Origin of the sequence: Nocardia terrae (assembly GCF_009760405.1) — a bacterium.
Lineage (GTDB): Bacteria > Actinomycetota > Actinomycetes > Mycobacteriales > Mycobacteriaceae > Nocardia > Nocardia terrae.
On the sequence record NZ_WRPP01000002.1, the window covers coordinates 22,950 to 45,759 of the forward strand.

General features: G+C 68.6%; 20 protein-coding genes and 4 tRNA genes. 8 read left to right on the forward strand and 16 right to left on the reverse strand.

Annotated elements, in window-relative coordinates; genetic code table 11:
• Nucleotides 1-280 precede the first annotated feature (280 nt).
• Complete coding sequence (locus tag GPX89_RS09820) at nucleotides 281-1,408, reverse strand: fused (3R)-hydroxyacyl-ACP dehydratase subunits HadA/HadB (RefSeq protein WP_328601670.1); 1,128 nt, start codon at nucleotides 1,406-1,408, stop codon at nucleotides 281-283.
• Nucleotides 1,409-1,541: 133 nt separating this feature from the next.
• Here GPX89_RS09820 and GPX89_RS09825 point away from each other — a divergent pair, with 133 nt between their 5' ends.
• Nucleotides 1,542-2,285: a type 1 glutamine amidotransferase gene (locus tag GPX89_RS09825; RefSeq protein WP_157387229.1), complete on the forward strand. Its 744-nt coding sequence runs from the start codon at nucleotides 1,542-1,544 to the stop codon at nucleotides 2,283-2,285.
• On the opposite strand, the gene GPX89_RS09830 is transcribed toward GPX89_RS09825, so the two are convergent.
• Nucleotides 2,282-2,782, reverse strand: a complete 501-nt coding sequence (locus GPX89_RS09830) for a hypothetical protein (RefSeq protein ID WP_157387230.1) — start codon at nucleotides 2,780-2,782, stop codon at nucleotides 2,282-2,284. The two genes, GPX89_RS09825 and GPX89_RS09830, sit on opposite strands and share 4 nt — an antisense overlap.
• Before the next feature lie 84 nt (nucleotides 2,783-2,866).
• The gene (locus GPX89_RS09835) at nucleotides 2,867-3,442 is read right to left on the reverse strand and encodes a chorismate mutase (RefSeq protein WP_157387231.1); all 576 of its coding nucleotides are present in this window, start codon (nucleotides 3,440-3,442) and stop codon (nucleotides 2,867-2,869) included.
• A 61-nt stretch (nucleotides 3,443-3,503) separates the two neighbouring features.
• On the opposite strand from GPX89_RS09835, the gene GPX89_RS09840 reads away from it, so the two are divergent.
• Nucleotides 3,504-4,307 (forward strand): transporter substrate-binding domain-containing protein, encoded by an 804-nt coding sequence (locus GPX89_RS09840; protein WP_198347354.1) that lies wholly within the window; start codon nucleotides 3,504-3,506, stop codon nucleotides 4,305-4,307.
• A 173-nt stretch (nucleotides 4,308-4,480) separates the two neighbouring features.
• On the opposite strand, the gene GPX89_RS09845 is transcribed toward GPX89_RS09840, so the two are convergent.
• The 4 genes from GPX89_RS09845 to GPX89_RS09860 all read right to left on the reverse strand — a co-directional run bounded on the left by GPX89_RS09845 (nucleotide 4,481) and on the right by GPX89_RS09860 (nucleotide 6,744).
• On the reverse strand, nucleotides 4,481-6,376 hold the full coding sequence (locus tag GPX89_RS09845) for a hypothetical protein (RefSeq protein WP_157387232.1): 1,896 nt from the start codon (nucleotides 6,374-6,376) through the stop codon (nucleotides 4,481-4,483).
• 98 nt (nucleotides 6,377-6,474) lie between these two features.
• Nucleotides 6,475-6,549, reverse strand: a tRNA-Val gene (locus GPX89_RS09850).
• Between the two features lie 28 nt (nucleotides 6,550-6,577).
• A tRNA-Cys gene (locus tag GPX89_RS09855) sits at nucleotides 6,578-6,648 on the reverse strand.
• Nucleotides 6,649-6,671: 23 nt separating this feature from the next.
• Nucleotides 6,672-6,744: transfer RNA gene (locus GPX89_RS09860), tRNA-Gly, on the reverse strand.
• A 331-nt stretch (nucleotides 6,745-7,075) separates the two neighbouring features.
• On the opposite strand from GPX89_RS09860, the gene GPX89_RS09865 reads away from it, so the two are divergent.
• Nucleotides 7,076-7,147, forward strand: a tRNA-Val gene (locus GPX89_RS09865).
• 246 nt (nucleotides 7,148-7,393) lie between these two features.
• Nucleotides 7,394-8,386, forward strand: coding sequence for an Rpn family recombination-promoting nuclease/putative transposase (locus GPX89_RS09870; RefSeq protein ID WP_157387233.1), 993 nt, complete (start codon nucleotides 7,394-7,396; stop codon nucleotides 8,384-8,386).
• Between the two features lie 130 nt (nucleotides 8,387-8,516).
• On the opposite strand, the gene GPX89_RS09875 is transcribed toward GPX89_RS09870, so the two are convergent.
• Both GPX89_RS09875 and GPX89_RS09880 read right to left on the reverse strand, forming a co-directional pair.
• A complete protein-coding gene (locus tag GPX89_RS09875) occupies nucleotides 8,517-9,458 on the reverse strand; it encodes an alpha/beta fold hydrolase (protein WP_157387234.1) in 942 nt (313 codons plus the stop codon).
• Between the two features lie 163 nt (nucleotides 9,459-9,621).
• Nucleotides 9,622-10,215, reverse strand: a complete 594-nt coding sequence (locus GPX89_RS09880; protein ID WP_157387235.1) for a TetR/AcrR family transcriptional regulator — start codon at nucleotides 10,213-10,215, stop codon at nucleotides 9,622-9,624.
• A gap of 96 nt (nucleotides 10,216-10,311) precedes the next feature.
• On the opposite strand from GPX89_RS09880, the gene GPX89_RS09885 reads away from it, so the two are divergent.
• Nucleotides 10,312-11,229 (forward strand): hypothetical protein, encoded by a 918-nt coding sequence (locus tag GPX89_RS09885; RefSeq protein ID WP_157387236.1) that lies wholly within the window; start codon nucleotides 10,312-10,314, stop codon nucleotides 11,227-11,229.
• Between the two features lie 207 nt (nucleotides 11,230-11,436).
• Nucleotides 11,437-13,209 carry an alpha/beta hydrolase gene (locus tag GPX89_RS09890; RefSeq protein ID WP_157387237.1) on the forward strand — a complete coding sequence of 591 codons (1,773 nt, stop codon included), beginning with the start codon at nucleotides 11,437-11,439 and terminating at the stop codon, nucleotides 13,207-13,209.
• Between the two features lie 51 nt (nucleotides 13,210-13,260).
• Here GPX89_RS09890 and GPX89_RS09895 read toward each other — a convergent pair whose 3' ends face one another.
• The 7 genes from GPX89_RS09895 to GPX89_RS09925 form a co-directional block, all read right to left on the reverse strand.
• Nucleotides 13,261-13,989, reverse strand: coding sequence for an anti-sigma factor (locus GPX89_RS09895; RefSeq protein WP_157387238.1), 729 nt, complete (start codon nucleotides 13,987-13,989; stop codon nucleotides 13,261-13,263).
• On the reverse strand, nucleotides 13,982-14,644 hold the full coding sequence (gene sigK / locus GPX89_RS09900; RefSeq protein ID WP_157387239.1) for an ECF RNA polymerase sigma factor SigK: 663 nt from the start codon (nucleotides 14,642-14,644) through the stop codon (nucleotides 13,982-13,984). Before sigK ends, GPX89_RS09895 begins: the two co-directional genes overlap by 8 nt.
• A 160-nt stretch (nucleotides 14,645-14,804) precedes the next feature.
• The gene (locus GPX89_RS09905; protein WP_157387240.1) at nucleotides 14,805-15,608 is read right to left on the reverse strand and encodes a DUF1295 domain-containing protein; all 804 of its coding nucleotides are present in this window, start codon (nucleotides 15,606-15,608) and stop codon (nucleotides 14,805-14,807) included.
• Nucleotides 15,605-16,888: a cyclopropane-fatty-acyl-phospholipid synthase family protein gene (locus tag GPX89_RS09910; RefSeq protein ID WP_328601671.1), complete on the reverse strand. Its 1,284-nt coding sequence runs from the start codon at nucleotides 16,886-16,888 to the stop codon at nucleotides 15,605-15,607. Before GPX89_RS09910 ends, GPX89_RS09905 begins: the two co-directional genes overlap by 4 nt.
• Nucleotides 16,885-18,144 (reverse strand): class I SAM-dependent methyltransferase, encoded by a 1,260-nt coding sequence (locus tag GPX89_RS09915; RefSeq protein WP_407939365.1) that lies wholly within the window; start codon nucleotides 18,142-18,144, stop codon nucleotides 16,885-16,887. Before GPX89_RS09915 ends, GPX89_RS09910 begins: the two co-directional genes overlap by 4 nt.
• A complete protein-coding gene (locus tag GPX89_RS09920; RefSeq protein WP_157387241.1) occupies nucleotides 18,141-18,884 on the reverse strand; it encodes a DUF1365 domain-containing protein in 744 nt (247 codons plus the stop codon). Before GPX89_RS09920 ends, GPX89_RS09915 begins: the two co-directional genes overlap by 4 nt.
• Nucleotides 18,881-20,194 (reverse strand): NAD(P)/FAD-dependent oxidoreductase, encoded by a 1,314-nt coding sequence (locus GPX89_RS09925; RefSeq protein WP_157387242.1) that lies wholly within the window; start codon nucleotides 20,192-20,194, stop codon nucleotides 18,881-18,883. Before GPX89_RS09925 ends, GPX89_RS09920 begins: the two co-directional genes overlap by 4 nt.
• A gap of 281 nt (nucleotides 20,195-20,475) precedes the next feature.
• Here GPX89_RS09925 and GPX89_RS09930 point away from each other — a divergent pair, with 281 nt between their 5' ends.
• Both GPX89_RS09930 and GPX89_RS09935 read left to right on the forward strand, forming a co-directional pair.
• On the forward strand, nucleotides 20,476-21,114 hold the full coding sequence (locus GPX89_RS09930; RefSeq protein ID WP_198347355.1) for a fasciclin domain-containing protein: 639 nt from the start codon (nucleotides 20,476-20,478) through the stop codon (nucleotides 21,112-21,114).
• Nucleotides 21,115-21,125: 11 nt separating this feature from the next.
• Entirely contained in the window at nucleotides 21,126-22,682 is a 1,557-nt protein-coding gene (locus GPX89_RS09935) for a molybdopterin-dependent oxidoreductase (protein ID WP_157387244.1), read from the forward strand.
• Nucleotides 22,683-22,810: the final 128 nt, after the last annotated feature.

The following is a 22,810-nucleotide window of genomic DNA, read 5'->3' on the forward strand; positions in this document are numbered from 1 at the left end:
CACGCCCCGAACCTGATTCCCTTCATCGAGTGGCACATTTCCAGCCGCTTCGACCGTTCTGCCCAGGAAAATGTGCCGCTCGACGAAAGGTCAACGGGGGCGTTCCGGCGATTTGCGGGCTGTGCCGGTATCTCGGCTTCGAGTGGCCACCTGAGACCGGTTGCCAGGTGCCCGCCGCTGTACCCGGGGCGAAAGGAACACCAGTACCGGGCCCTTGCTCGACCCGCGGCGGTAATCGCTCAGGGCCGGGCACGGGCGTTCGGGAGGCGATTCGTTCGCGTCAGGTCAATTGCACCAGCGCTGTCGCGCGGCCGAATATCTTGCGCCCCTCGTGAATTGCGGTGATAGCGACCATGGCGGTACCCGCCTCGGCATCGACCGACTTGACCTTGCCGGTGAATTCGATGGCCGTGGGCCCGCCTTCGCTCAGGTAGACCGGGTTGCTCATGCGCACGCTGTACTGCTTCAGCGCGCCCGGATCACCCAGCCACGAGGTGACGAACCCCGCGCCGTAGGCCATGGTCAGCATGCCGTGCGCGATCACGCCGCGGGTCAGGCCGACCTGGCGGGCCGCCTCGCCGTGCCAGTGGATCGGGTTCGCGTCACCCGCGACACCGGCGTAGCGGACCAGATCGCCGATCGTGAGAAGCACTGTCCGGCAGGGGAGTTCGTCACCGGCCTGCACCGCGTCGGCCCGGCGCGACCGGGTGCTCCGATACTCGGCGATCGGCGGATTCCACGCCGTGAGCTCGATGCGCCGCGGCGCCCGCCGGGTGAAGGTGTCCATCCCGCGCTGCATGATGTCGCCGATCAGCCGGTGCGCCTCGCCGTGCTCGTCGGACTGCTCGGAGCGGGCGATCACGCTGGTCGTCCCCGTGAGCACGGCTTCCCCGCACTGGTCGATGATGATGTTCTCGAACACGAACATGTCCCCGCCGAACGCCTGCCGGAACGACTTCAACGCCACGTTGCTGGTGAGCCGATCGCCGACCTGCACCGGCCGATGGAAATCCATCACCTGATCGGTCTGCACCGAAGCCCGCAGGTCGTAGCCGGTCAGCATGCCGCTCATCGCATGCTGCACCGGCGCGGCCAAAAGCGACAGGAACGTCGGTGACGCCGGCAGCGCTGAATAGCCGAGCTCCGCGGCGGCCTGCTCCTCCCAGTGCGCCGCATGATCATCCTGGACGGCGGCCGCGTACTCGCGCACCTTCTCCCGCCCGACCTCGTAATACCCATCGAGCCGAAAACGCCGCCCCACCATCGAGGTCGCGTGCTCGATCGGATCGAACGGCGCGACCGTATCGGTGGTGATGGACTCCATGATGCGCAAGACGATCCCCTCTGCCGTGTGGACGAACTGACGGAAATCAACGACCCTGCGCTCGTCCGCATCGAAGGAGGCCACGGTTCGATTCGACCGCCGGCCCCGCCCGCATCCGAGCCATCGATGTCGAGCGGGCCGCCACACTCCCGGTGACATCGGGCCATGTGGCGGTACGCGCAGAATAGCCACACCCGCGGTCGGCGATACTGCAGGGATGTCCGCAGCACCCGTTCTGATCGTTCAACACGTCGAAGTCGAGCAGCCCGGCCTCATCCTGGACGTCCTGCGCGCGCACCGAATCCCCACGGTGACCCGCATTTCGGCGACGGAGCCCGACGGCTCGGAGCTGCCTCCGGTCTCCGCGCTCGCCGGACTCGTCGTCATGGGCGGACCGATGAACGCCGACGACACCGACACCTACCCCGCCCTGAAGATCGAACGCGATCTGCTCACCCAAGCCCTGCGGGCGAACCTGCCGACCCTGGGCATCTGCCTGGGCGCCCAACTCCTCGCCCGCGCCGCCGGACTGGCCGTCCACCCCGGCGAGCTGGGCTACGCCGACGAGCTCGGCTGGGCCCCACTGCACGCCGTCGATCGCGGCGACCCGCTCGTCGGCCCCCTCGCCGATGCGCCCGCAGTCCTGCACTGGCACGGCGACCGGATCGCCGCGGATGCCGCCCGGCCCGCGCTGGCCGCCACGGAATCGACTCCCGTGCAGGCGTTCCGGGCCGGACCCGCGGCGTGGGGTCTGCAATTCCACCCGGAGGTCGACGAGGCCCTGCTCGACCGGTGGCTGGCCGAACCCGAGTTCGCCACCGAGGCGCAACAGGTCCTCGGCCCCGACGCCCTCACCACCCTGCGCGCGGACGCCCGCGCCGCCGCCCCGGCGCTACGGCCCCTGTTCGAACAGAGCATGAACCACTTCTGCGCCCTGATCGACCAGCGCGACGTCGGCTAGCGCTGAGCCCCAGCGGATTTCGCCATCCGCCGCCGCGGCCCGGCCCACAGCAGCGCGACGATGATCCGCCGCACCGCGACCCCGGTGGTCTCCACCCACCGTGGTCGCACCAACCGCCAAATATCCTGCGCGACAGTCGATCCGGAGCAGGACCGTCCCTCGTTATCCCCGGGCGGACGGTCCTGTCCGGCCTGCTGCCCCCGCTGCCGGTCCCGCTCGATGATCCGAGCGCACAACCGGACGACCACGTCCTCGAGCCCCATCCCCAGCGATTCGGCCCGCAGCGCGGCCATCTCCAGCGCCCATTCCCCGTCCTCGGGTGCGGGATCACTGAGCATCTCGTCCAGCGCCATCCCGTCGATGGCCTGGTCCCGAGTCAGATCCCACCCGGGCAGCCAGCTCAACGCCCAGCTGCCGCCGTCGGGACCGGGCACCAGATGCGCGGTCTCGGGCGTGATGTCACTGGTGATCGCGCGAACGGAAATACGGAGAGCCATGGCTTTCACCCCCTCTGTGGGACTCCCTGGAAATCTACGTCCGCGCGCTTGAAACTCTCTATCGATTTCCTTGCATTGCCGGAATCAGCCGCACAACGGGGTTACCGCGCGGAGGAGCGCGGCCGTGTGGAGGGCGTCGAGACGGTGGCTCGCGGCGGCGGAGAGGAAGACCGGGGTGATGCGGGCCGGGCAGCCGGGTCCGGTCAAATCCGATTGCTCGGCGGCCAATTCGGCGACGATGTCCGTGTTGAGACCGTCGATCACCGTGCGGACGGCGGCGAGATCCATCGCGGGCGCGGGCGCTGCCACACCGGCACGCCACTCCGTGACCAGGCCGCGCTGCACGATCTTGCTGGCCTCGATCTGTCCCTCGAAGACTTGCCGGACGCGGGGCGCGGGCAGGTTCTCCTGCGCGCCCAGCTGCGCCATCGCGTCGTAGATCGCGGCCTCACGCGCCGGGTCGTCGATCACCGGATCGACTCCGGTGCGCAGCGTGTCGGTCCATTTGATCGCCGCCACGGTGTCGGCGGTGTCCAGGCGGTCGATCAGCGAGCCGGCCAATCGATCCAGGGACCCGGAATCCTGTGCGGCCGCGGCCACTCCGCACTGTCCCGCGATCACCACCAATGTCGCCATGCCCGTGAGAGCCAGACTCCTCATCGACAAAGTCCTTTCGTCGCGAAAACAGTAGCCCGACTCCGAGGTTCAGTAGCCTTGGCGGGTGCGCCCATCGAGTCGACTGTTGCCCTTGCTGAACGTGATCCTGGTGGGCTGGCTGCTCACCTCCGGGGCCGCCGCTCCCGCGGCCACCGCGGAGCCGTCGCCGTCCCGGTTGCTGATCGTGGCGCAGTCGGGTGTGCTGCGGGTGTGCACCACCGGCGACTACCCGCCCTACACCCTACGCGGGGACGACGGCGCCTACACGGGCGTGGACATCACCCTCGCCACCGAGCTGGCGACCGTTCTGCACGCTGTGCCGCAATGGATTCCGACGACCTGGTCGACCCTGGCCGCCGACTTCGTCGCCCACTGTGATCTGGCCGTCGGCGGCATCTCCGACACCGCCGAACGCCGCCAGGTCGCCGACTTCTCCATCCCGATCTCCACCGACGGCAAAACCCCCGTCACCCGCCGAGCCGACGGCGACGCCTACTCCACCATCGCCGCGATCAACCAGCCCGGCGTCCGCGTCATCGTCAACCCCGGCGGCACCAACGAGAAATTCGCCCGCGCCAACTTCCCCGACGCGAACCTCATCGTCTGGCCGGACAACCTCACCATCTACGAACAGCTCGAACAGGGCAACGCCGACGTCTTCGTCACCGACTCCGTCGAGGGCCGCTACCGCGGCCGCACCCACCCCGACCTCCAGGTCCTCCACCCCGACCACCCCTTCGACTCCGCCCCCAAGGCCTACCTCCTGCCCCGCGGCGACCTGGCCTTCGACACCGTCGTCAACACCTGGCTGCAAGCCCAACTCGCCACCGGCAGACCCACCCAACTGCTCGACACCTGGATCAGCTGACCGATGATTCGGGCCGGGCGCGGCCCGGGCCTGTTCGGTGGCGGGCAGATTCGAATAATGGGCCGTAATCGCTGTGGGGGCCTCGAATCCAACTCCTCGGGCTTAAAGTAGTGGTCGGGTGCCGGTAGTCCTTGGAGTGCTGCCCATCGGGGTGGCTACTCATCTGGTTGGGCTTACGCCCGGCTGTCGTGGCGCCGGCGCCCCCACAACCGGTGCGATCGTCGAACGTATGCAGGCTGTTCCGATCCCAGATCCTCGGAAGCCCGTACCGGTGAGAGATTCTCCCGCTCGGAGTAGTGCTCGAAATGAAGCTCCGCGGTCAGCTCGTCGAGTGTCGCGTGGAAAGGAAGGGCCAGGGCGTCGCGCAGACATCGGATGTGCGCGTCGTTGCCCCGGTGATGCCAGTAGAGCGAATGCGTGAAACCCGCCCAGCCCGCGCGCGGTTGCGGAACCTCGACATCGCGGATCCACAGTCCGAAGATTTCCCGCAGCGGACCGCCGACGGGGTCACCGCCCAGCACACCTCGCAGGGGAAAGTAGAGATTCGTCCAGCGCACCAGGCCGAACATCGCCGCGTGGTGCGGGATCTGGACCGATCGGGTGCGCCCGGTGCTCGCGGGATCAGGGTAGGCGTACGTGTGCGTGAACCGTCGCCGGGTGCGTCCGGGGACCGGTGTCCGCACCGTCTCGGTCTGCGGCGGGCAGGTGGGGAAAGAACGGTCGGCGACCAAGGTGTCGAAGGGTGTTCGCTTATCCAGGTTGAGCAAGAGCCGGGCGCTGGTCAAAGGGGAACCCGCCGTGATGAAATCCGATACCAACCACCGGAAACTGTTGCGCCGGTACTCCTCCCAGGCGGCGAACTGACAGGCTCGGATCTCCTCGATCGACGGCTCGTTCTCGGCGTTCAACAGGTTCTCGGCCCGGATGAGCGCCCGGCTGGTCATGATGGTCTCGGCGTCGTGGCGGCGGCGACGCCGGATCCAGGTCAGGTTCAGGATGTCGTAGGCGATGACGCTGCCCAGGCTGTGGCCGAAGACGATGATCCGCGAATACTCCCCGGAGTCGTGCAGCCCGTTCAGCAGGCGCACCCCCGCCTCCCGAATGGCTTGGCGGCGTTCGACATTGCCGGGCCGAGGTTCGAGATAGCGGGCCGCGTCGCCGATGAACCCGAGCAGGAACCGCCGGCCGATCGCCCGCAGCACACCCCAAGCGAGCATCGGAACGAGCGCGAGCGCTCCCACTGTCACCGCGGTCGTCGCCGCCTGACCGGTGCGGCTGTGGACGAACCAGCCGACCGTTGCCGCGACGGCGACGAGAAGCACGCGCACGAACCAGAAGTATTTTCGCAGCGCGACCGGGATCTGCGCGTCCGGTGCCAGCATCAGCCGCGACAGCCACCCGTACACCTGGCCGAGTGTGGTGTCGCGAACAAGATGGGCCCAATACAGTTCGTACACGTCGGTCGTCGGTCTGCCCGAGGCCAGGTCGCGCCCGACCCGCATCATCCGCAGCTCGAACAGTGACGAGATGTAGTCGGGCTTGAGATACGGCCCCTCCGTCGACGGGGTGCCGAAGACACCGGCCATGAAGCTCCGCAGCGTCTGTCCTGGCAACTGCTCGCCGATGCCGTGAACGATGACGATTGCCTGGCGTGTGTGCCGGCGCAGTCGTGCCGCTTCGTCGAGGAAGCGGCCGAGCCGATTCAACTCGCCTTGCAGCGCGGGCAGCACCTCGTCGCGCTTCTCGCGATTCGGAATCGCGCTCATCGAGAGCCGAACATAGCTGCCGCCGCCGGGTCGGCGGGTCACCCGCAGCACGAGTTGCAGCCGCTGTTCGCTGTTTCCGTTGATCCGCGTCCGCTGTTCGAACACCTCGCGGTGCCATCCCGCCGAATCCACCGTCCCGAACCGTGCCCCGAACCGATGGGCCGCGTAGGGCGCAACCTGATCGGCGGGGAAGTCGGTCGGCAGACTCACCCGCACTCGCCACGTCCTGGGCTCGGCCGCTGGATCGGTCACGGCGGAACCTTGGGCGGGCGGCTCGTCGTGCCGATCCTCAGCGTCGGCCACCTTGTCGATTTTACGGCCGGACGCGCGAATTCCGGCTCGGATCGAGCCTGGGAATGCAGAAAGGCCCGGCGTGAGCCGGGCCTGATCTGTATGAAACTTGGTGCGCGATACTGGGATTGAACCAGTGACCTCTTCCGTGTCAGGGAAGCGCTCTCCCGCTGAGCTAATCGCGCGGGTCTATTTCTGCTCTTCACGAAGAAGAGGCGGCGACGGGAATCGAACCCGTGTGCACGGCTTTGCAGGCCGTTGCCTCACCACTCGGCCACACCGCCAAGCAGGCCGTGTTGGCCTCTCGAGCGGATGACGGGATTCGAACCCGCGACCCTCACCTTGGCAAGGTGATGCGCTACCAGCTGCGCTACATCCGCATTCCGTCCCGGGCGCCTCTCGGCTGTCCCGCTGACGAGAGAGAACATTAGCCGACTATCTGTGCAGGTAACAAATCGCCTGGTAGAGGGGGGTAAATATGAACTACAAGCCTGTAGTTCCACCATGCCGCAAGCCATCCCATCCCACCCCATCGCAACCAACGGTCCGTAGCGAGCGGCCGACCATCCGGTGAACCCCACCCGACACGCCGATCCCGCCCGTCACACCCCGATTTTCCGCCCCTACGCACGCGATTTGGTGTCGAGAAGTCGATCTGTGTAAAGTTCTCTCTCGTTCGGAGCGGCGAAAACGCCAGGAAGAACAGACCCCGGTTCTATAGCTCAGCGGGAGAGCACTCGCCTCACACGCGAGGGGTCGCTGGTTCGAACCCAGCTAGAACCACAAAGAAACGGCCGGTCATCGCAGGTTCTGCGATGACCGGCCGTTTTTCGTGCGACAAATGTGCAGCATCGCGGGCGTGATGTTGGCGCACCGTCGTGGTGGGATTACGGGCCATCGTGCGGTGGCGTTCTTGTGCGGCGGTTCCGGCCTTCTGGAACGTGAGCGGTGGTTCCGCGGTGTTTTGCGTTCGAACATCTCCTCGAAAACTTGCGTGTCGCAGCTGTACTGGGGATAGCTTGCTCGATTGTGGCTGAACCGCCGTCGAATCCCCACGATGCGTACTTCCGGCAGGTGCTGTCCCGTCCAGCTGACGCCGCGGCCGAGTTGCGTACGGTGTTGCCGGAAGCGATTGCCGCACGGCTGGATTGGGATGCACTGGAACTCCAGCCGTGCAGTTTCGTCTCTCAGCAACTACGGTCCCGCTACAGCGATCTGCTGTTCCGCACCCGCGTGGGCGCCTCGGAAGCGTACGTATTTCTTCTCATCGAACATCAGAGCAGCCCGGATCCATTGATGGCTATGCGGATGCTGGAGTACAAGGTCGGGATCTGGAGTCGGTATGTTCGTGAAAACCCGAGGACCAAGACGCTGCCGGTGGTGATCCCGCTCGTCGTCCATGCCAGTCGGGATGGTCGCCGTTGGGAGTGCCCGACCGAGTTGTCGGAGTTGCTCGACATCGATGCCGCTACTCGGGATGCTCTGGGCGATTTCCTACCGCGCTTCCGATTCGTGCTCGACGACCTGACCGTAACCTCGGTCTCGGCATTGTGCGCCCGCGATCTGACCCCGGCAACGCGGGTGCTGCTGGTGTTGTTGAAAGTCGCGGCCGGCAACCGGTCCCTCGCGATCGAGATATTGCCGCTGGTACGGGACTTTCAGGCGATAGTGTCAGCCCCGGGCGGTCTCGAAGTGCTGGAGTGGGCCGTCACGTACATTCTCAGTGTCGGAGAGACGAGCGATACTGAGTTGGCGCCTGTCTTTCATCGAGTTGGACCGCATGCGGAGGAGGTCATCATGTCGACCGCAGAACGACTCCGCGCCGAGGGGGAAGCCCGAGGCGAGGCTCGTGGTGTGGCCCGCGGGCGAGCGGGGATGGTGCTCGAGTTGCTCGCAGTGAAGTTCGGGCCGTTGTCGAAGGAGACTCAGGACACTGTGCGGTCCGCGACCGACGAGCAGTTGCGGCATTGGGCCGCGAGGATGCTCGAGGTCGAGAGCCTGAACGAGGTCTTCGAGCGCTGACGTCCGAGTACTGCATGGGTCTGGAGAAGTCGGCGGCTCGCCGCGGTTTTCGCTTCGATCGGTTCCTCAACTTGGTTGCGGTCCATACGAATTGATTCGGAATTTCCTGCCCGAGCAACTCCGCAATGTGCTATGCGGCCATCGCGGATCGGGGGTGGGTGTGCGCTCGGGTGATCAGGCGGGTGAGGGCCTCGGCGACTCGGGTCGGCGCTTCGACTATCACCGAGTGGCCGGCGCCTTCGATCAGGACCAGGTCCGAGTAGTCGACGGCCGCGGCCATGGCGACGGAATGCGAAGGCGGGGTGAGCGAGTCGGCCGAACCGCACAGCACCAGGGTGGGGATGCGGGAGAGTACTGCCAGGGCGTCGGTGCGGTCGTAGGTGGCGAGGGCTTGGAGGAAGGCGGCCATCGTGACGATCGGCGTCTGGTTGTGGATCGCGTTCGCGAGGGTGAGCCAGTGGGCGCCGACCGTGCGATCGCCGCGCCGGGCCTTGCGAATGATCGGCGTGAAAGCCTTGCCCGCCAACAGTTTCGCGCCGTGCATGAGGCCGGGGGCGTAGTGGACCGCGGCCCGGAACATTGAGATGACCGGGTGGCGCAGGAAGCGGCCCAGGCCCGCCTCGGTGAGGTTGCCCGCCGCGGTGGCGATGAGCCCGACCCCGATCACGCGGGCGCCGACCTCGTGCGGGTTGCGGCTGACGTAGGTCAGGACGCTCATGCCGCCCATGGAATGGCCGACCAGGATGACCGGCCCGGTGGGGGCCACGGTGGCGAGCACCGTGCCCAGGTCGTCGGCGAGCTGCTCGAGGGTGTAGGTGCGGCGGTCGGCGTGGGCGGAGTCGCCGTGGCCGCGGTGGTCGTAGCAGACGATCCGGGCGTTCGGGTATTGCCGCAGGAGGGCGTCGCGGACGGGGGTCCAGGATTCGCTGCGGCCGCAATGCCCGTGTGAGAGGACCACTGTCAGATCGGCCTGCCGGGGGCCGTGGATGCGGACCTCGAGTGCCACGCCGTCCTCGGTTCGGACGACGGCGCGGGTCTGCGCCGAGGCGGCGAGGGTGCTCATGATCGACATCGGTGCTCCGATTGCTCAGCGGGGTAAACCCACTATTCGCTCGGTGCGCCGCCGAGTGCAGGCTCCCGGGGATTGGAGACCGTGCCCCAAGGTGTCGTCCGATGCCACCAAGGTGGGCCTGCCGGGGCTGGGAAGGTCGAACGCGGAAGGCCGACCTGGCGGTTCAGGCCTTGACCGCGTTCCAGGCCGCCTCACCGAGGACCGGGGCCGTGCCGAGCATGTCGAAGTCCGTGGAGCGGGCGAGCCACAGGCGGGCGTATTCGACGCAGGGGCCCATCCACAGCGCCTGGCACAGGCGGGGTGGTAGCGGCTTGATGCGACCCTGCTCCACATGTGGCCGGAGCCAGGCACTCGCTTCGCCGTAGAAGCGCTCGTTCAGGGCGACGATCGCCGGGCGGGATTCCTCGATGATCTCGTACTCGCGGCAGTGGAACAGATAGCGTGCGCGCAGCTCATTGGCCGCGACCCACTCCAGGTGCATGCGGACGGTGCTTTCGATCCCGCCGCGTGCGGTTGTATTTCCTTGCAGCACAGCGAGATAGGCGTCGAAGTAGTCCCGCAGTGTTTCGAGATAGAGCTCGGCGGCGACGCCTTCCTTGCTCCCGAAGAAGTGGTAGATGCTGCCCACGCTGGCGCCGGAGGCGCGGTGCAGAACGTCGACCTTGGTGCCGGCCACGCCGGTCTCGAGGAAGACGGTCAGCGCCGCGTCGAGGATGGCTCGGCGGCGCGCGACGCCGGCGTTCGAGGCTGTGGGCATGACCGCACAGTAGCCGATCCGGTCATTGACTAGAAAATTGTTCTAGAATAACTTTCTAGTCCTGCCAGACGTGCGTGACCGGAAGGACTGTGGCGAATGAGTACCAGCAACCTCACGAGAGATGAAGTGCGGCGGGTGAATCCGGTCGATGTGGCCCTCGGCATCGCCTGCGTGGTGTGGGTCGGGATGACGCTCTGGTCGGGGATACAGACCGGCGGCAAGGGCTTGCCGGTGATCCCGCAGACCATCACGTCGCTGGCGCTGGTGGTGGCCGTGATCGGGCACATGCTCAAACATCTCGGCGGGAAGCTGGCCGCCGCGTACTTCGTGATCGCCACCGCCATCGAATGGTCCTTCGAACAGGCCAATATCTCGTTCGGGGGATTCGTCTGGGGAGACCTTCGCTACGGCCATCTTTCGATGCTCGGCCCCCACATCGGCAGCGTTCCGATCTTGGTTCCCATCGCGATGGTCGCGTTGTTGTGGCCGGTCTACGTGATCATCAACGTGGTGCTCGACGGGAAGATCGTGGTGAACCCACGCTCATTGCGGCCGTGGCAGGTCGTCTGGCGTTGCGTGCTCTACGGCATGCTGCACGCCTGGCTCGCCTTCCTCACCAATGGCTTCTGCACGAAATTCGGTGTGTACGAATGGGTCGGCAAGTCCAAGGCCCTGGCGCCCCAGGATTCGTTCTTCGGTGACCCCGCCCTGCCGATCGGCTGGACGGTCTGGGGATTCGTGACCACCCTCCTCGTCTCGTTCGTGCTCATCCCGGCTCTGGGCAAGAGCACGCTCGCCCGAGCCGAGACCACCCCGCTCAGCTGGGTCGACGCCGCCCCGATCGTGGTCATCGGCTCCTACGCCTTCGCCCTGTATCTCAACCCCGTGAACAAGTCCGTCGGCAGCGTCATCCTGTTCATGTTCGGATTCATCTCGCTACTCGCCCTGTATCGCTTCGTGGCGGTCCTCGTGAACCGGGATCGGGCGCCCGGCAGCGTGCTCGGGCGCCGGTGACGAGAGTCGCTATGGCGGGTGCGAACGTCACTGTCCCCGAGTACTTCCGCATCTCGCGTGCACCGCTGCTCGCGGCGAGGATCGGTGGGATGGGGAGGACGGTTTCGCGCCCTGACCGAGGACAGGAGGACCGATGCCGAGCATCTACACCGGCACCCGCTGCCTACATCGTTCGAATTCGACCGCGACGATTCTCCGATAGCGGATATGGGCGGTCACGTGATCAGCAGTGTCGAACCCGTGCGGGATGCCGACGGCTCCGAGGTCGCGGTCGTGCGCCCGGACGAGGTGTCCGTGCGGTCTCGGCCGGTCACGGTTCTGGGGTTGGATTTCGTGGGGCTGGTCTTCGCGCTGTTCTTCTTCGCCTGGAGCCTGAGTCCGTCTCTGCTGCCACGGGACTGGATCTTTCAGGGCATCGTCAGCGGCGTCACCAGCGTGACCGGATACGGGGTGGGGCTGCTGCTCGCGTTCCCCGTGCGCCGGTGGGTGGCGCCGCGGTTCTCCTGGTGGCGCCTGCGCCGTCGTTTCGAGCTGTCATCGGAGATCGTCGTGGCGATCCTGGCGGTATCCACTGTGATCAGCACACTGCTGGCGGCCGCGGACTGGCAACGGGACGTCGACGCGTTGATGGGGATGTCACCGACGGCCGGGGTCGCTTATCTGCGTACGGGTTTGATCATTCTGGCCATATTTCTGATCGTGCTGTTCGTGGCTCGCGGGCTGCGACGCGTGGCTCGTGCCGTCGCTCGCCTGCTCTCGTCCCGGCTGCGTCTACCCATGCCGGTCGCGCATGTGATCGCGCCGATCGCGGTCGCCGCGGCGGTGGCGATCTTCGTGGACAAGGTACTGCTGGCCGGTAGTTCCGATGCCGCACGGGTGGTCTTCGGCGGGCAGAACAGCGGCACGGAACATGGTGTCGTGCAGCCGATCAAAGCCGAGCGTTCGGGCAGTCCGGCCTCGGCGGCGAAGTGGGACACCCTCGGGCTGCAGGGGCGGACCTTCGTCGCCGGCGGGGTCGGATCCGATCGGCTGGCACAGCTCAACCGGGCCCCGGCACATGAACCGATCCGGGTGTACGCGGGGCTGGGGTCCGCCCCCGATACCGCCGCCCGGGTGCGGCTGATCATCGACGAACTCGATCGCACCCATGCCTGGGATCGCCGAATTCTCGTGATAGCGGCCACCACCGGCACCGGCTGGGTCGATCCGGTCGCGGCCGAATCCCTGGAGCTTATGTACAACGGCGACTCCGCCATCGCCGCGCTGCAGTACTCGTTCCTGCCCAGCTGGATCTCGTTCCTGGTGGACCGGTCCGCCGCGGCCACCGCCGGAGTCGCGCTCATCGACGGCATTCGACAGCGTTGGGCGCGGTTGCCCGAGGGGCATCGCCCGCGCCTGGTCGTCTTCGGTGAGAGCCTCGGTTCGCAATCGGCCGAGAGCGCCTTCGGCAGCCTCGCCGAGCTCCGCCGATCCGTGGACGGGGCCTTGCTGGTCGGCCCGCCGAACTCCAACCGGCTGTGGCGTCAGGTCGAGGACCGGCGCGACCCGGGCACCCCCGAAGTCCTGCCCACCTATGCCGAGGGATTGACCGTCAGATTCGCCTCGGGAAAACAGGATCTGCCGGTGCCGGAGCAGAATTCGACGCTCGCGGAGGTATGGCCCGACCCCCACGTGCTGTACCTGCAGCACCCATCCGATCCCGTCGTCTGGTGGAATCCCCGACTGCTGTTCACCCGACCGGACTGGCTGACCGAAGCACCGGGACGAGATCGAACACCGGCCATGCGCTGGTATCCGATCGTCACGTTCTGGCAGGTCTCCGCCGATCTCGCGCGCGCCACGTCACCGCCGCCCGGCCACGGGCACAACTACGACGACGCGCTGCCCTACGCCTGGGCCGCGGTCGCGGCACCCGAGGGCTGGACCGCGACGGACACCGACCGCGTCGCCGAGGCGCTGATGGTCTTGCGGACGGAGTGACGATCGATCCATCGCCCCGCGGTTGGGGCGCCGCATGTTTCGGGCTGCGGCTCAGGCCAGGGGAACCGCCACGACAGGTTGCGTGGTGGGCGCGGTGGAGCCGCCGGTCGGCTCCACCGACATGGCGAGCTGACCGGCGTCGTCGAAGCGCATCAGTATCGGCGCCGCGACGGTGGGCAGGTTCGGGACGACACCCGCCGAACGCACCTGACCCGAGCCGGAAATGAGCCACAGCTGGTATACGTGGCCGGCGGGCGGGGCAGAAACCGCGTCGAAGGACACGATCGCCGCGCCCAGCTCGCGCGAGGCGTCGACGGTGATGGTGCCGCCTCCGGTGACCGGCGCCTTCTGCTCGCGGACATCGCCGTGGGTCAGGATCTGTTGCGCGGTCGGTTCATCGGCGTGGTGGGATTGGCTGCGGTACACCGCGATTCCCGCGCCGAGCCCGATCACGACGGCGGCCGCCGCGGCGGCGGCGAGCCAGCGCAGGCCACGTGCGCGGCGGGCCCGACGCAGAGGCGAGACCGTGTTGTCGGCGCGGTCGAGGGCGCGTTGCAGCGCCTCCTCGACACGGGCGGGGGCGGGCACCGCGTCCACGGCCGTCATCGACGCGAGAGTGTCGCGGAGCTCGCGCACGGTGGCGCGGAACAGGTCGGCGGTGGATTCGTCGGCGCGATCGAGCATGTCCTCGACCGCGCGGCGGTCCTGATCGGACAGGGCATCGAGGGCGTAGGGGTAGGCCTGCTCGAGCAGGTCGGCGTGAGGGTGGATGTCAGGCATCGCGCACCGCTCCTGTCAGGCAGTTCTGGAGTCGTTTGAGACCGTCGCGAATTCGTGTCTTGACGGTGTTGAGCGGGATCCCGAGATGGTCGGCGACCTCGGCGTAGGTCCGGCCCCCGTAGTAGGCCAGGGCGATCGTCTCGCGCTGCGTGTCGGTGAGGGTCTGCAGGCAGTCGACGACCGCGCGCTCGTCCGAGCGTTGGCTCACCGTCTCGGCGACGGTATCGTGATCGCGGCCGAGCTGGCGCTGGCCGTAGGCGAGATCGCGTGTGGTGGCCGAGGATTCGACGCGCACCCGGTCCACCGCGCGCCGGTGGGTGAGCATCATCAGCCAGCCGATCGGGCTGGCCAGCCGCGGATCGTACTGTCGCGCGGTGTTCCACACGTAGAGGTAGACCTCCTGCGTGATCTCCTCGGCAGGAGCCGGGCGTCGCAGGATGCGCAGCGCCAGGCCGAACACCCGGTCGTGGGTCGAGTGGTAGAACTCGGTGAACGCCTGGCGGTCGTTGTCGGCGATGCCGCGCAGCAGCTCGGTCAGCCGGCGGGTGACCTCCGGATCCGGCACCGGCCGGTCGGCCCGGCAGGCATCCGTGTCGCCACCGGGCGCCCCGGCATTCTCGGGCGTGACCGAGATGATGCGGCGTTGCTCCGCCATAGTGCTGTGTCTCCCTGCGTCGGGGTACCCGGGTGAGGGTTCCAGCGCTGTTGGAAGCGGGCTACCGGCACGACTCTCACCGGGAACGCCACGCCTTGTCAGGGAGACTAGTGGTGCCGGTCGGGCGATGCGGAGTACTTCGCCATGTCGGTGTGTGATGTCAATGATCATGGCCGGCTCGACGGGGTGGACGGGGGAAGAAGGGAGCGGTGCGGCGCTGGTATTCGCGGTAGCCGGGCCGATCGGCCATGGTGTGTTCGAGCAGCCGGGCGCCGGTGCCGCGGATCAGCAGATACGACATGATCACCGGTGCGAACACCGTCAGCACGCCGGGCCAGGCGGCGGCCGCGACGAGCCACAGACCCCACCACACGCAGAAATCGCCGAAGTAGTTCGGATGCCGGGTCCACGACCAGAGCCCGCGGTCCATGATGCGGCCCCGATTGGCCGGATCGGACTTGAAGCGCGCGAGCTGCCGGTCGCCGAGCGCCTCGAAGAACACTCCGACGCCCCACAGCAGTACGCCCGCCACGACGGCGGCCCGGCCCGGCCCGCGGGTCGGACCGGCCGCGGCGGACACCTGCAAGGGCAGCGAGATCACCCACTGCGCGACGGCCTGGGTCAGGAAGATCCGGGTGAACGCGGACACGGGCGAGTCGCCGTGGCGGCTCAGCAGATCGGCGTAGCGGGGGTCCTCGCCGTGGCCGGCGGTGCGCCGCAGCATGTAGTAGCTCAGGCGCAGGCCCCACAGCGTCACCAGGACCAGCAACAGGATGCGTCGATTCAGCGAACCGTCGCCGAGCCCGGCCGCGATCAGCGCGACCAGCGCGAACCCCGCACCCCAGATCACGTCCACCACGTTGTAGCGGCCCAGCCGTCGAGCCACCGCGAAGGTGAGGGCTTGCAGCACGAGCAGCGCCAGCGCCGTGCACAGCCAGATCGTCGTTTCCACAGCCCAATTCATGAGGTGACCGCCATCTGCCGGGGCACGGCGTGCAGGGGACCTGCTGTGCCGGGGCGACGGGCCAGGATCTGCTCGACGCCCATCCGGCCCTGCTCGAAAGCCAATGCGCCACCGGCGAGATACAGCCGCCAGGTGCGCGCGCCCTCCACACCGAGCAGCGCGACCGCGTCGTCCCAGCGGTCCTCGAGCCGCCGCAGCCAGGCGCGTGCGGTCCACACGTAGTGTTCGCGCAGGGCCTGGACGTCGCGGATCTCGAGTCCGGCCGCCTCGAGCAGTCCGATGGTCTCGCCCACCGGCCGCATGGTCATATCGGGCGCGATGAACGATTCGATGAACGGGCCGCCGCCGGGATGGCGGCCGCGGCGCGACATCTGCTGGACCAGCACCGGCGCCCCCGGAGCCGCGGCGTCGAACAGGGTGGCGGCGTAGCGGGGGTAATTGCGTTCTCCCACATGCTCACCCATCTCCACGGAGGCGACGGCATCGAAGCCGCCCTCGCCGAGTTCGCGATAATCCAGCAGCCGCACGCGCACCCGATCCCCGAGACCGCGTGCGGCGATCCGGGATTCGATGTGATCGCGCTGGGCGCGGGCGAGGGTGATGCCGAGGACCCGCACGCCGTAGTGCTCGGCCGCGTGCAGCGCCAGCGAACCCCAGCCACAGCCGACATCGAGCAGGCGCATGCCCGGCGACAGCGCGAGCTTCTGGCAGACGAGGTCGAGTTTGTCGCGCTGAGCCTCGGCGAGCCCGTAGTCCGGATCATGCGGTGCGCCGGGCACGGAGCGAGTGAAATAGGCGCAGGAGTAGGCCATCGCGGGATCGAGCAGCAGCCGGTAGAAGTCGTTGGAGGTGTCGTAGTGGTGGCTGATCGCGGCCCGGTCGCGCGACAGAGCATGCGGCCGGCCGCGCAGCCGTACCTGGGTGGACGGCGCGGGCGGCGGTGCGCCGAGCGCGCCCAGCCGTGCCGCGGTGACGGCCAGCCGCGCGACGTCGCGGGCCCGCACCGGTGGTACGGCGCGTTCGCGCACGGTGCGCCACACCTCGGCGAGCGCGTCGCCGAGGTCGCCGTCGATATCGATCTCGCCGGTCACGTAGGCTTGCGCGGCCCCGAGTTCGCCCGGGTGCCACAGGATTCGGCGTAGCGCGCGCGGGCTGCTCACGATCACGCGCGGCGCGTGCGCGGGCCCGGCGCTGCTGCCGTCCCAGGCGTCCAGGCGTACGGGCAGCGGGCCGCGTACCAGGGGACGCAGCGCGGATTCGAGAAGGTCGGCGACGGTCACGGGTGCTCCTCGGGCCGGTCGAGAACGATCTGCTGGACATCGAGGTATCCGGATCGGAATCCGGCCTCGGAGTAGGCGAGGTAGAACTGCCAGATCCGCCGGAAGGTCCCGTCGAATCCGAGCGCCTCGAGCTCGGGCGCGCGGGTGTCGAAGCGCTCGCGCCACAGGCGCAGCGTCTCGGCATAGTGCGGGCCGAAGCAGAAGCGTTCGCGCACACGCAGTCTCGTGCGTGCGGCGGCGGTTTCGACGGCCTCGGTGGACGGCAGGAATCCGCCGGGGAAGATGTACTTCTGAATCCAGGTGTGGGTGTGGCGGGTCGCCAGCATGCGCTCGTGCGGCATGGTGATGGCCTGCAACGCGATTCGCCCGCCCGGGGCCAGACGGGCGTCGAGGCGGGCGAAGTAGGTCGGCCACTGCCGGTAGCCGACGGCCTCGATCATCTCGACCGAGACGATGGCGTCGTATTCGCCGCGCACCTCGCGGTAGTCGAGCAGTTCGATGTGCACTCCGTCGGCGTATCCGGCCGCGGCCACGCGCAGGCGGGCCAGCTCGAGTTGCCTGCGCGAGAGGGTGACCGAATGCACGACCGCGCCGCGTGCGGCCGCGCGCACACACAATTCGCCCCAGCCCGTTCCGATTTCGAGCACCCGGCTGCCCGCGCCGACCCCGGCGGCGTCGAGCAGGCGGTCGATCTTGCGGCACTGGGCGGCGGCCAGCGCCTCCCAGCTCGCGGCGGCGACATCGGTGAACAGCGCCGAGGAGTAGGTCATGGTCCGGTCGAGGAACAGCAGGAACATCTCGTTGGACAGGTCGTAGTGGTGCGCGATATTGGCCTGTGCGTCGGCGACCGTGCCGCGGTCGCGCTCCGGCGGCGACGGCAACAGAACCCGCCGCAACCCTTGCAGCGCAGGCGGTATCAGGCGGTCGACCTCGCGTGCGAACGCGGTCAGGACGGCGGCGGGATCCGGCGCGGTCCAGTCGCCGGCGGTGTAGGACTCGCCGAACCCGATCAGGCCCTGGCTGCCGATCCGGGCGAAGAGCGAGTCCGGATCGCGGATGATCATGCGCGGCAGCGGCTGCGCATCGGCGCCGGCACCCAGGATCGTGCCGTCCGGGAACTCCACGCGCACCGGCAGCCGCGCGACCGCTCGCCGGAACAGTGCGGCCGCGGCCCGGGCGCGCAGCCGGGCGCGGGGGCCGCGCGGAACCGAGGGCAGCAGATCGCCGCCGCGGGTGTCCAGGCACAGACTGTTCACGAGTTCGTCCTTGCGTACGAGTGGGTGGGGGACGGCCGGGGGACGACGGGAATTCCCCTCGCCCACAGGGTGATTCCCTGTCTGCGAATGCGCGCCGCGGTCAGCCACGGCGACAGTGGCGCGCGCGACTGGGCGCGCAGCACCGTCCAGGGTGTCACCGGCAGGCGCTCGCCCGTGACCGCGGCGTGGAAGGGCGGCTGCCTCGCGCGCAGCAGCGCGATCCGCAGCGACAGGGTGTCCGCGGGTTCGGGCAGGTGCAGTGCGTAGTGGCCGTCGACGGCGTTGAAAGGCGAGACGTAGAACTGCTTGTCGACCTCGGCGCGTCCGGCCGAGTCGGTGCGCAGCAGGTAGGCGTGGCGCTCGCCGTAGGTGTTGTGCACCTCGGCGATCACGCAGCGCAGCCGGTGATCGGCGTCGCGGCACCAGAAGACGGTCAGCGGATCGAAGACATAACCGAGCGCTCGCGCGTTCATCAGCGCGGTGATCCGCCGGCCCGCGCCATCGACGCCGTGCCGGGCCAGGTACGCCTCGACTCGATCCCGCAGCCCGGTGTGCGGACCCTCGAGGTGGTCCTCGGCGCGGAAGTATCCGAAGGGCCGCAACGGAAGTGGCAGCCGCGGCGGATTGTCCAGGTCGAAGAACCAGCTGTAGGAACGGTATTCGAAGGCGTGCCGCACAGGTGCGCTGCGCGCGTGATGTATTCGCGTGAAGTACAGCGACGGTGAGACGGCGGCGGTCATCGGACACCGATCCGCGGCGGTGCGGGGTGCGGCGCGGCGATCCACCGGCCGCCCAGGTGCTCGGCGGCCCGCAGTCCGGAGCGGGCGCCGTCCTCGTGGAATCCCCAGCCGTGGTAGGCCCCGGCGAAGGCCAGCCGCCGGGTATCGAGTTCGGGTAGACGACGTTGCGCGGCAACGGATTCGGGAGTGTAGATCGGATGTTCGTAGGTCATCTCCGCGATCACGCACCCCGGATCGACCAGGTGCGCGCCGCCGAGAGTGACCAGGAACCGGCGGTCGGCGACATGGTCGAGGCCCATCAGGCGGGTGAGGTCGTAGGTGACGACGACGCCGCGGGCATCCGCGGCCTGCCGCGGGACCAGGTAGTTCCATGACGCCCGCGCACGCCGGGCGCGGGGCAGCAGTGATTCGTCGGTGTGCAACTGAGCGAGATTGCGCGAATACGGCATGGCCCCGAGCACCTCGAGCGCGGCCGCGCTGGGTTCGGCCAGCAGGGCCAGCGCTTGCCTCGGATGGGTGGCGATGACGGCGGCGTCGAAGCGGCGTACGCCGCCGCGTTCGGTCAGCAGCACACAGTCGGGCCGTTCGGCGATGGCGAGCACCGGTGTGCCCGTGCGGATCTCGTCCAAGCGCGCCGCGATCTTCTCCACGTAGCGCGCGGACCCGCCGACCACGGTGCGCCAGGCGGGGGAGCCGTAGACGGTCAGCATCCCGTGATGGTCGAGGAAGCGGAACAGATAGTGCGCCGGATAATGCGCGGCCATCGCCGGGTCGCACGACCACACCGCCGCGATCAGCGGGGTCATGAAGTGCTCGGCGAAATAGTCGCCGAAGCGGTGCTCGCGCAAGAACTCCGCCACCGTGACGTCGGACTCGGGCCCGCGCAGCAGCCCTCGCGCGGCCCGATGGAAGCGCGGTATCTCGGCGAGCATGCGCAGATATCGAGGGGCGGCGAGCATGCGCGCGGCCGGGAACAGGCCCGCGAGCCCCAGCGCCCCGGCGTATTCCAGGCCGGAGGCGTCCGCGCGCACCGACATGGACATATCGGTTTCGCGGGTCTGCACACCCAGTTCGTCGAACAGGCGGCCCAGGGTCGGATAGGTGCGGTCGTTGTGGACGATGAACCCGGAGTCGACCCACACCCGGCGGCCCGGCGCGAACTCCACCTCGTGGGTGTGCGCGTGGCCGCCGAGCCGGGTGTCCCGCTCGTAGAGGGTCACCCGGTCGGTGCGGGCCAAGACATGGGCGGCGGTGAGCCCGGCGACCCCGCTGCCGATCACCGCGATATCGCGGCGTCCTCGATGCTCCATACCCGCACTTCGATATGCCGATCGGACCGGTTTGGTCGGTCGGCGAGAATTCCGCGCCGGGCTCGGATTCGAAATTTCTCGCCCCGCGACCAAACCTCGCGGCGGCGGTGCGCGAAACCCTTGCGGCGCTCATCGGATACGTGACCGTGCGCCTGCCGGGAGGCGAGCCGCCGCGCTCCCGGATGGATCGCCGACCGGAACGGAAATCCGGCCGGTCGGCGAGACCTCCCATCTCGATCACCCACGGCCCGTGGTGGCCGCACACTCGGAGGAAAATGATCATGAAGACTATTCGGCGCACCATGACGATCGCCGTGGCCCTGACCGCCGCCGTGGCAGGTGTGAGCGCGTGTTCCACTGACTCCAAGTCGGATTCGGGCTCGTCGAGCTCGACCATGACCATGGCGCCCACCACGGCCGCCGCGTCCGCGGGCCTCGTCGGTTCCGGCTGTAAGGACTACGCGCAGCAGGTGCCCACCGGGGCGGGCTCGGTCAGCGGCATGGCACAGGACCCGGTCGCCGTGGCCGCCTCGAACAATCCGCTGCTGACCACCCTGGTGTCGGCGGTCTCGGGCAAGCTGAACCCGCAGGTGAACCTGGTCGACACCCTCGACGGCGGGCAGTTCACCGTCTTCGCGCCGGTCGACGCGGCCTTCGCCAAAGTGCCTGCCGCGACGGTCGATTCGCTGAAGACCGATTCGGCCACGCTCAACAAGATCCTGACCTACCACGTGGTGCCCGGTCGCATCGCGCCCGACAAGATCGCCGGGACGCACAAGACCGTCGAAGGCGCCGACGTGACCGTCACCCGCACCGGCGACGACATCAAGGTCGGCGGGGCCTCGGTTATCTGCGGTGGCGTGCAGACCGCGAACGCCACGGTCTACATGATCGACACGGTCCTCATGCCGCCGGCCTGATCGAGGACATCATGACCGCCGAAACCCCTGCACGGGAGCATGATTCGAACACTCGACGGGTACGGTGGCCCGCGGCCGCGGTGGCGGGCGTGCTCGCCGCCGCGACCGTGCTCGCCGTCGGGCACCTGGTGGCCGTGCTGGTGGATCCGGCGTCCTCGCCGTTCTACGTGCTCGGCGCCACGATGGTCGACCACACCCCACATCAGTTGAAGGACGCGGCGATTCGCCGTTTCGGCAGTCACGACAAACAGGCCCTGTTCGCGTCCATGGCGGCGGTGATGCTGCTCGGCGCCGCGCTGGCCGGCATCCTCGAACGCCGCCGGCCGCTGGGCAGCGCCCTGCTGCTGGCGCTCGGCGGTGTGACGATGGCGGCCGCCCTGCAACGGCCCACGGCCACAGGCTGGTTCGCCGTGCCGACGGTGGCGGGCAGCATCGCGGGCGTGCTGGTGCTGCGTCTGCTGATCGCGGGCAGGCCCACACTGCGCACCCCGGCGGAAGGGGTCTCGCGCCGCCGATTCCTGGTCTCGGCGGCGAGCGTCGGCGCCGCGGCCGTGGCGGTCACCGTCGTCGCGCGCACCGTGTCGGCCCGGCTGCGTGACGCGGCGGCCGACCGGCTGCGTTTCGTGCTGCCGCGACCACAGCGCCCAGCCCCGCCGGTATCACCGCAGGTCGAACCTCGGGTGCCGGGGCTGACGCCGTTCCTGACCTCGAATTCCGCGTTCTACCGTGTCGACACCGCCCTGCAACTGCCCGCGCAGACCCGCAGCGAATGGCGTCTGCGCATCCACGGCATGGTGGACCGGGCGGTGAGCCTGGACTTCGACACCCTGCTGCGCCGCGCGCCCGTCGAACGGGTGATCACCTTGACCTGCGTCTCGAACGAGGTGGGCGGCGACCTCGCGGGCACGGCCCGCTGGCTGGGCTACCCGCTGGCCGAACTGCTCGCCGAGGCGGGCCCGCACCCGGACGCGGACATGGTGCTCTCACGCAGCATCGACGGATTCACCGCGGGCACACCGCTTTCCGCGCTCACCGACGGCCGCGACGCACTGCTGGCCATCGGCATGAACGGCGAACCCCTGCCCCTCGCACACGGCTATCCGGCCCGGATGGTCGTGCCCGGCCTCTACGGGTACGTGTCCGCCACCAAATGGGTGGTCGATCTGGAGGTGACCCGATTCGATCGGGCCCGCGCCTACTGGACCGAGCGGGGCTGGTCCGACCGCGCGCCCGTCAAGACCGCCGCACGCATCGACGTGCCCGCCGCCTTCGCCGCCGTCGAGGCGGGCGAGGTCCTCGTCGCCGGGGTCGCCTGGGCCCAGCACCGCGGTGTCACCGCGGTCGAGGTGCAGGTCGACGATCAACCGTGGCAGTCCGCGGAGCTGGCGGCCGAATACTCCACCGACGCTTGGCGACAGTGGACCTGGCGCTGGCGGGCGGCCCCCGGAAACCACACCCTGCGCGTGCGCGCCACCGACGCGACCGGCGCGACACAGACCTCGCAGCGCGCCACCCCGTTCCCCGACGGGTCGACCGGCTGGCACAGCCGTGTGGTGACCGTGCGGTGAGCGAAAAATCCGCCGAGTGACCAAACCTTGCCCCGCACCTGCGCGAAACCCTGTCGTGCCCGACTGAGCGATCCGGGCGCAAAGGGTGCTCGACGCCCGTTCGAGCGAGGTGGCCGGAAATCCACAGT

What these genes read in the sequence shown, in the direction of transcription:
- GPX89_RS09825 (WP_157387229.1), top strand. Translation starts at nt 1,542, where the DNA reads ATGTCCGCAGCACCCGTTCTGATCGTTCAACACGTCGAAGTCGAGCAG.
- GPX89_RS09830 (WP_157387230.1), bottom strand. Translation starts at nt 2,782, where the DNA reads ATGGCTCTCCGTATTTCCGTTCGCGCGATCACCAGTGACATCACGCCC.
- GPX89_RS09835 (WP_157387231.1), bottom strand. Translation starts at nt 3,442, where the DNA reads ATGAGGAGTCTGGCTCTCACGGGCATGGCGACATTGGTGGTGATCGCG.
- GPX89_RS09875 (WP_157387234.1), bottom strand. Translation starts at nt 9,458, where the DNA reads ATGTCGATCATGAGCACCCTCGCCGCCTCGGCGCAGACCCGCGCCGTC.
- GPX89_RS09880 (WP_157387235.1), bottom strand. Translation starts at nt 10,215, where the DNA reads ATGCCCACAGCCTCGAACGCCGGCGTCGCGCGCCGCCGAGCCATCCTC.
- GPX89_RS09885 (WP_157387236.1), top strand. Translation starts at nt 10,312, where the DNA reads ATGAGTACCAGCAACCTCACGAGAGATGAAGTGCGGCGGGTGAATCCG.
- GPX89_RS09890 (WP_157387237.1), top strand. Translation starts at nt 11,437, where the DNA reads ATGGGCGGTCACGTGATCAGCAGTGTCGAACCCGTGCGGGATGCCGAC.
- GPX89_RS09895 (WP_157387238.1), bottom strand. Translation starts at nt 13,989, where the DNA reads ATGCCTGACATCCACCCTCACGCCGACCTGCTCGAGCAGGCCTACCCC.
- sigK (WP_157387239.1), bottom strand. Translation starts at nt 14,644, where the DNA reads ATGGCGGAGCAACGCCGCATCATCTCGGTCACGCCCGAGAATGCCGGG.
- GPX89_RS09905 (WP_157387240.1), bottom strand. Translation starts at nt 15,608, where the DNA reads ATGAATTGGGCTGTGGAAACGACGATCTGGCTGTGCACGGCGCTGGCG.
- GPX89_RS09920 (WP_157387241.1), bottom strand. Translation starts at nt 18,884, where the DNA reads ATGACCGCCGCCGTCTCACCGTCGCTGTACTTCACGCGAATACATCAC.
- GPX89_RS09925 (WP_157387242.1), bottom strand. Translation starts at nt 20,194, where the DNA reads ATGGAGCATCGAGGACGCCGCGATATCGCGGTGATCGGCAGCGGGGTC.
- GPX89_RS09930 (WP_198347355.1), top strand. Translation starts at nt 20,476, where the DNA reads ATGAAGACTATTCGGCGCACCATGACGATCGCCGTGGCCCTGACCGCC.
- GPX89_RS09935 (WP_157387244.1), top strand. Translation starts at nt 21,126, where the DNA reads ATGACCGCCGAAACCCCTGCACGGGAGCATGATTCGAACACTCGACGG.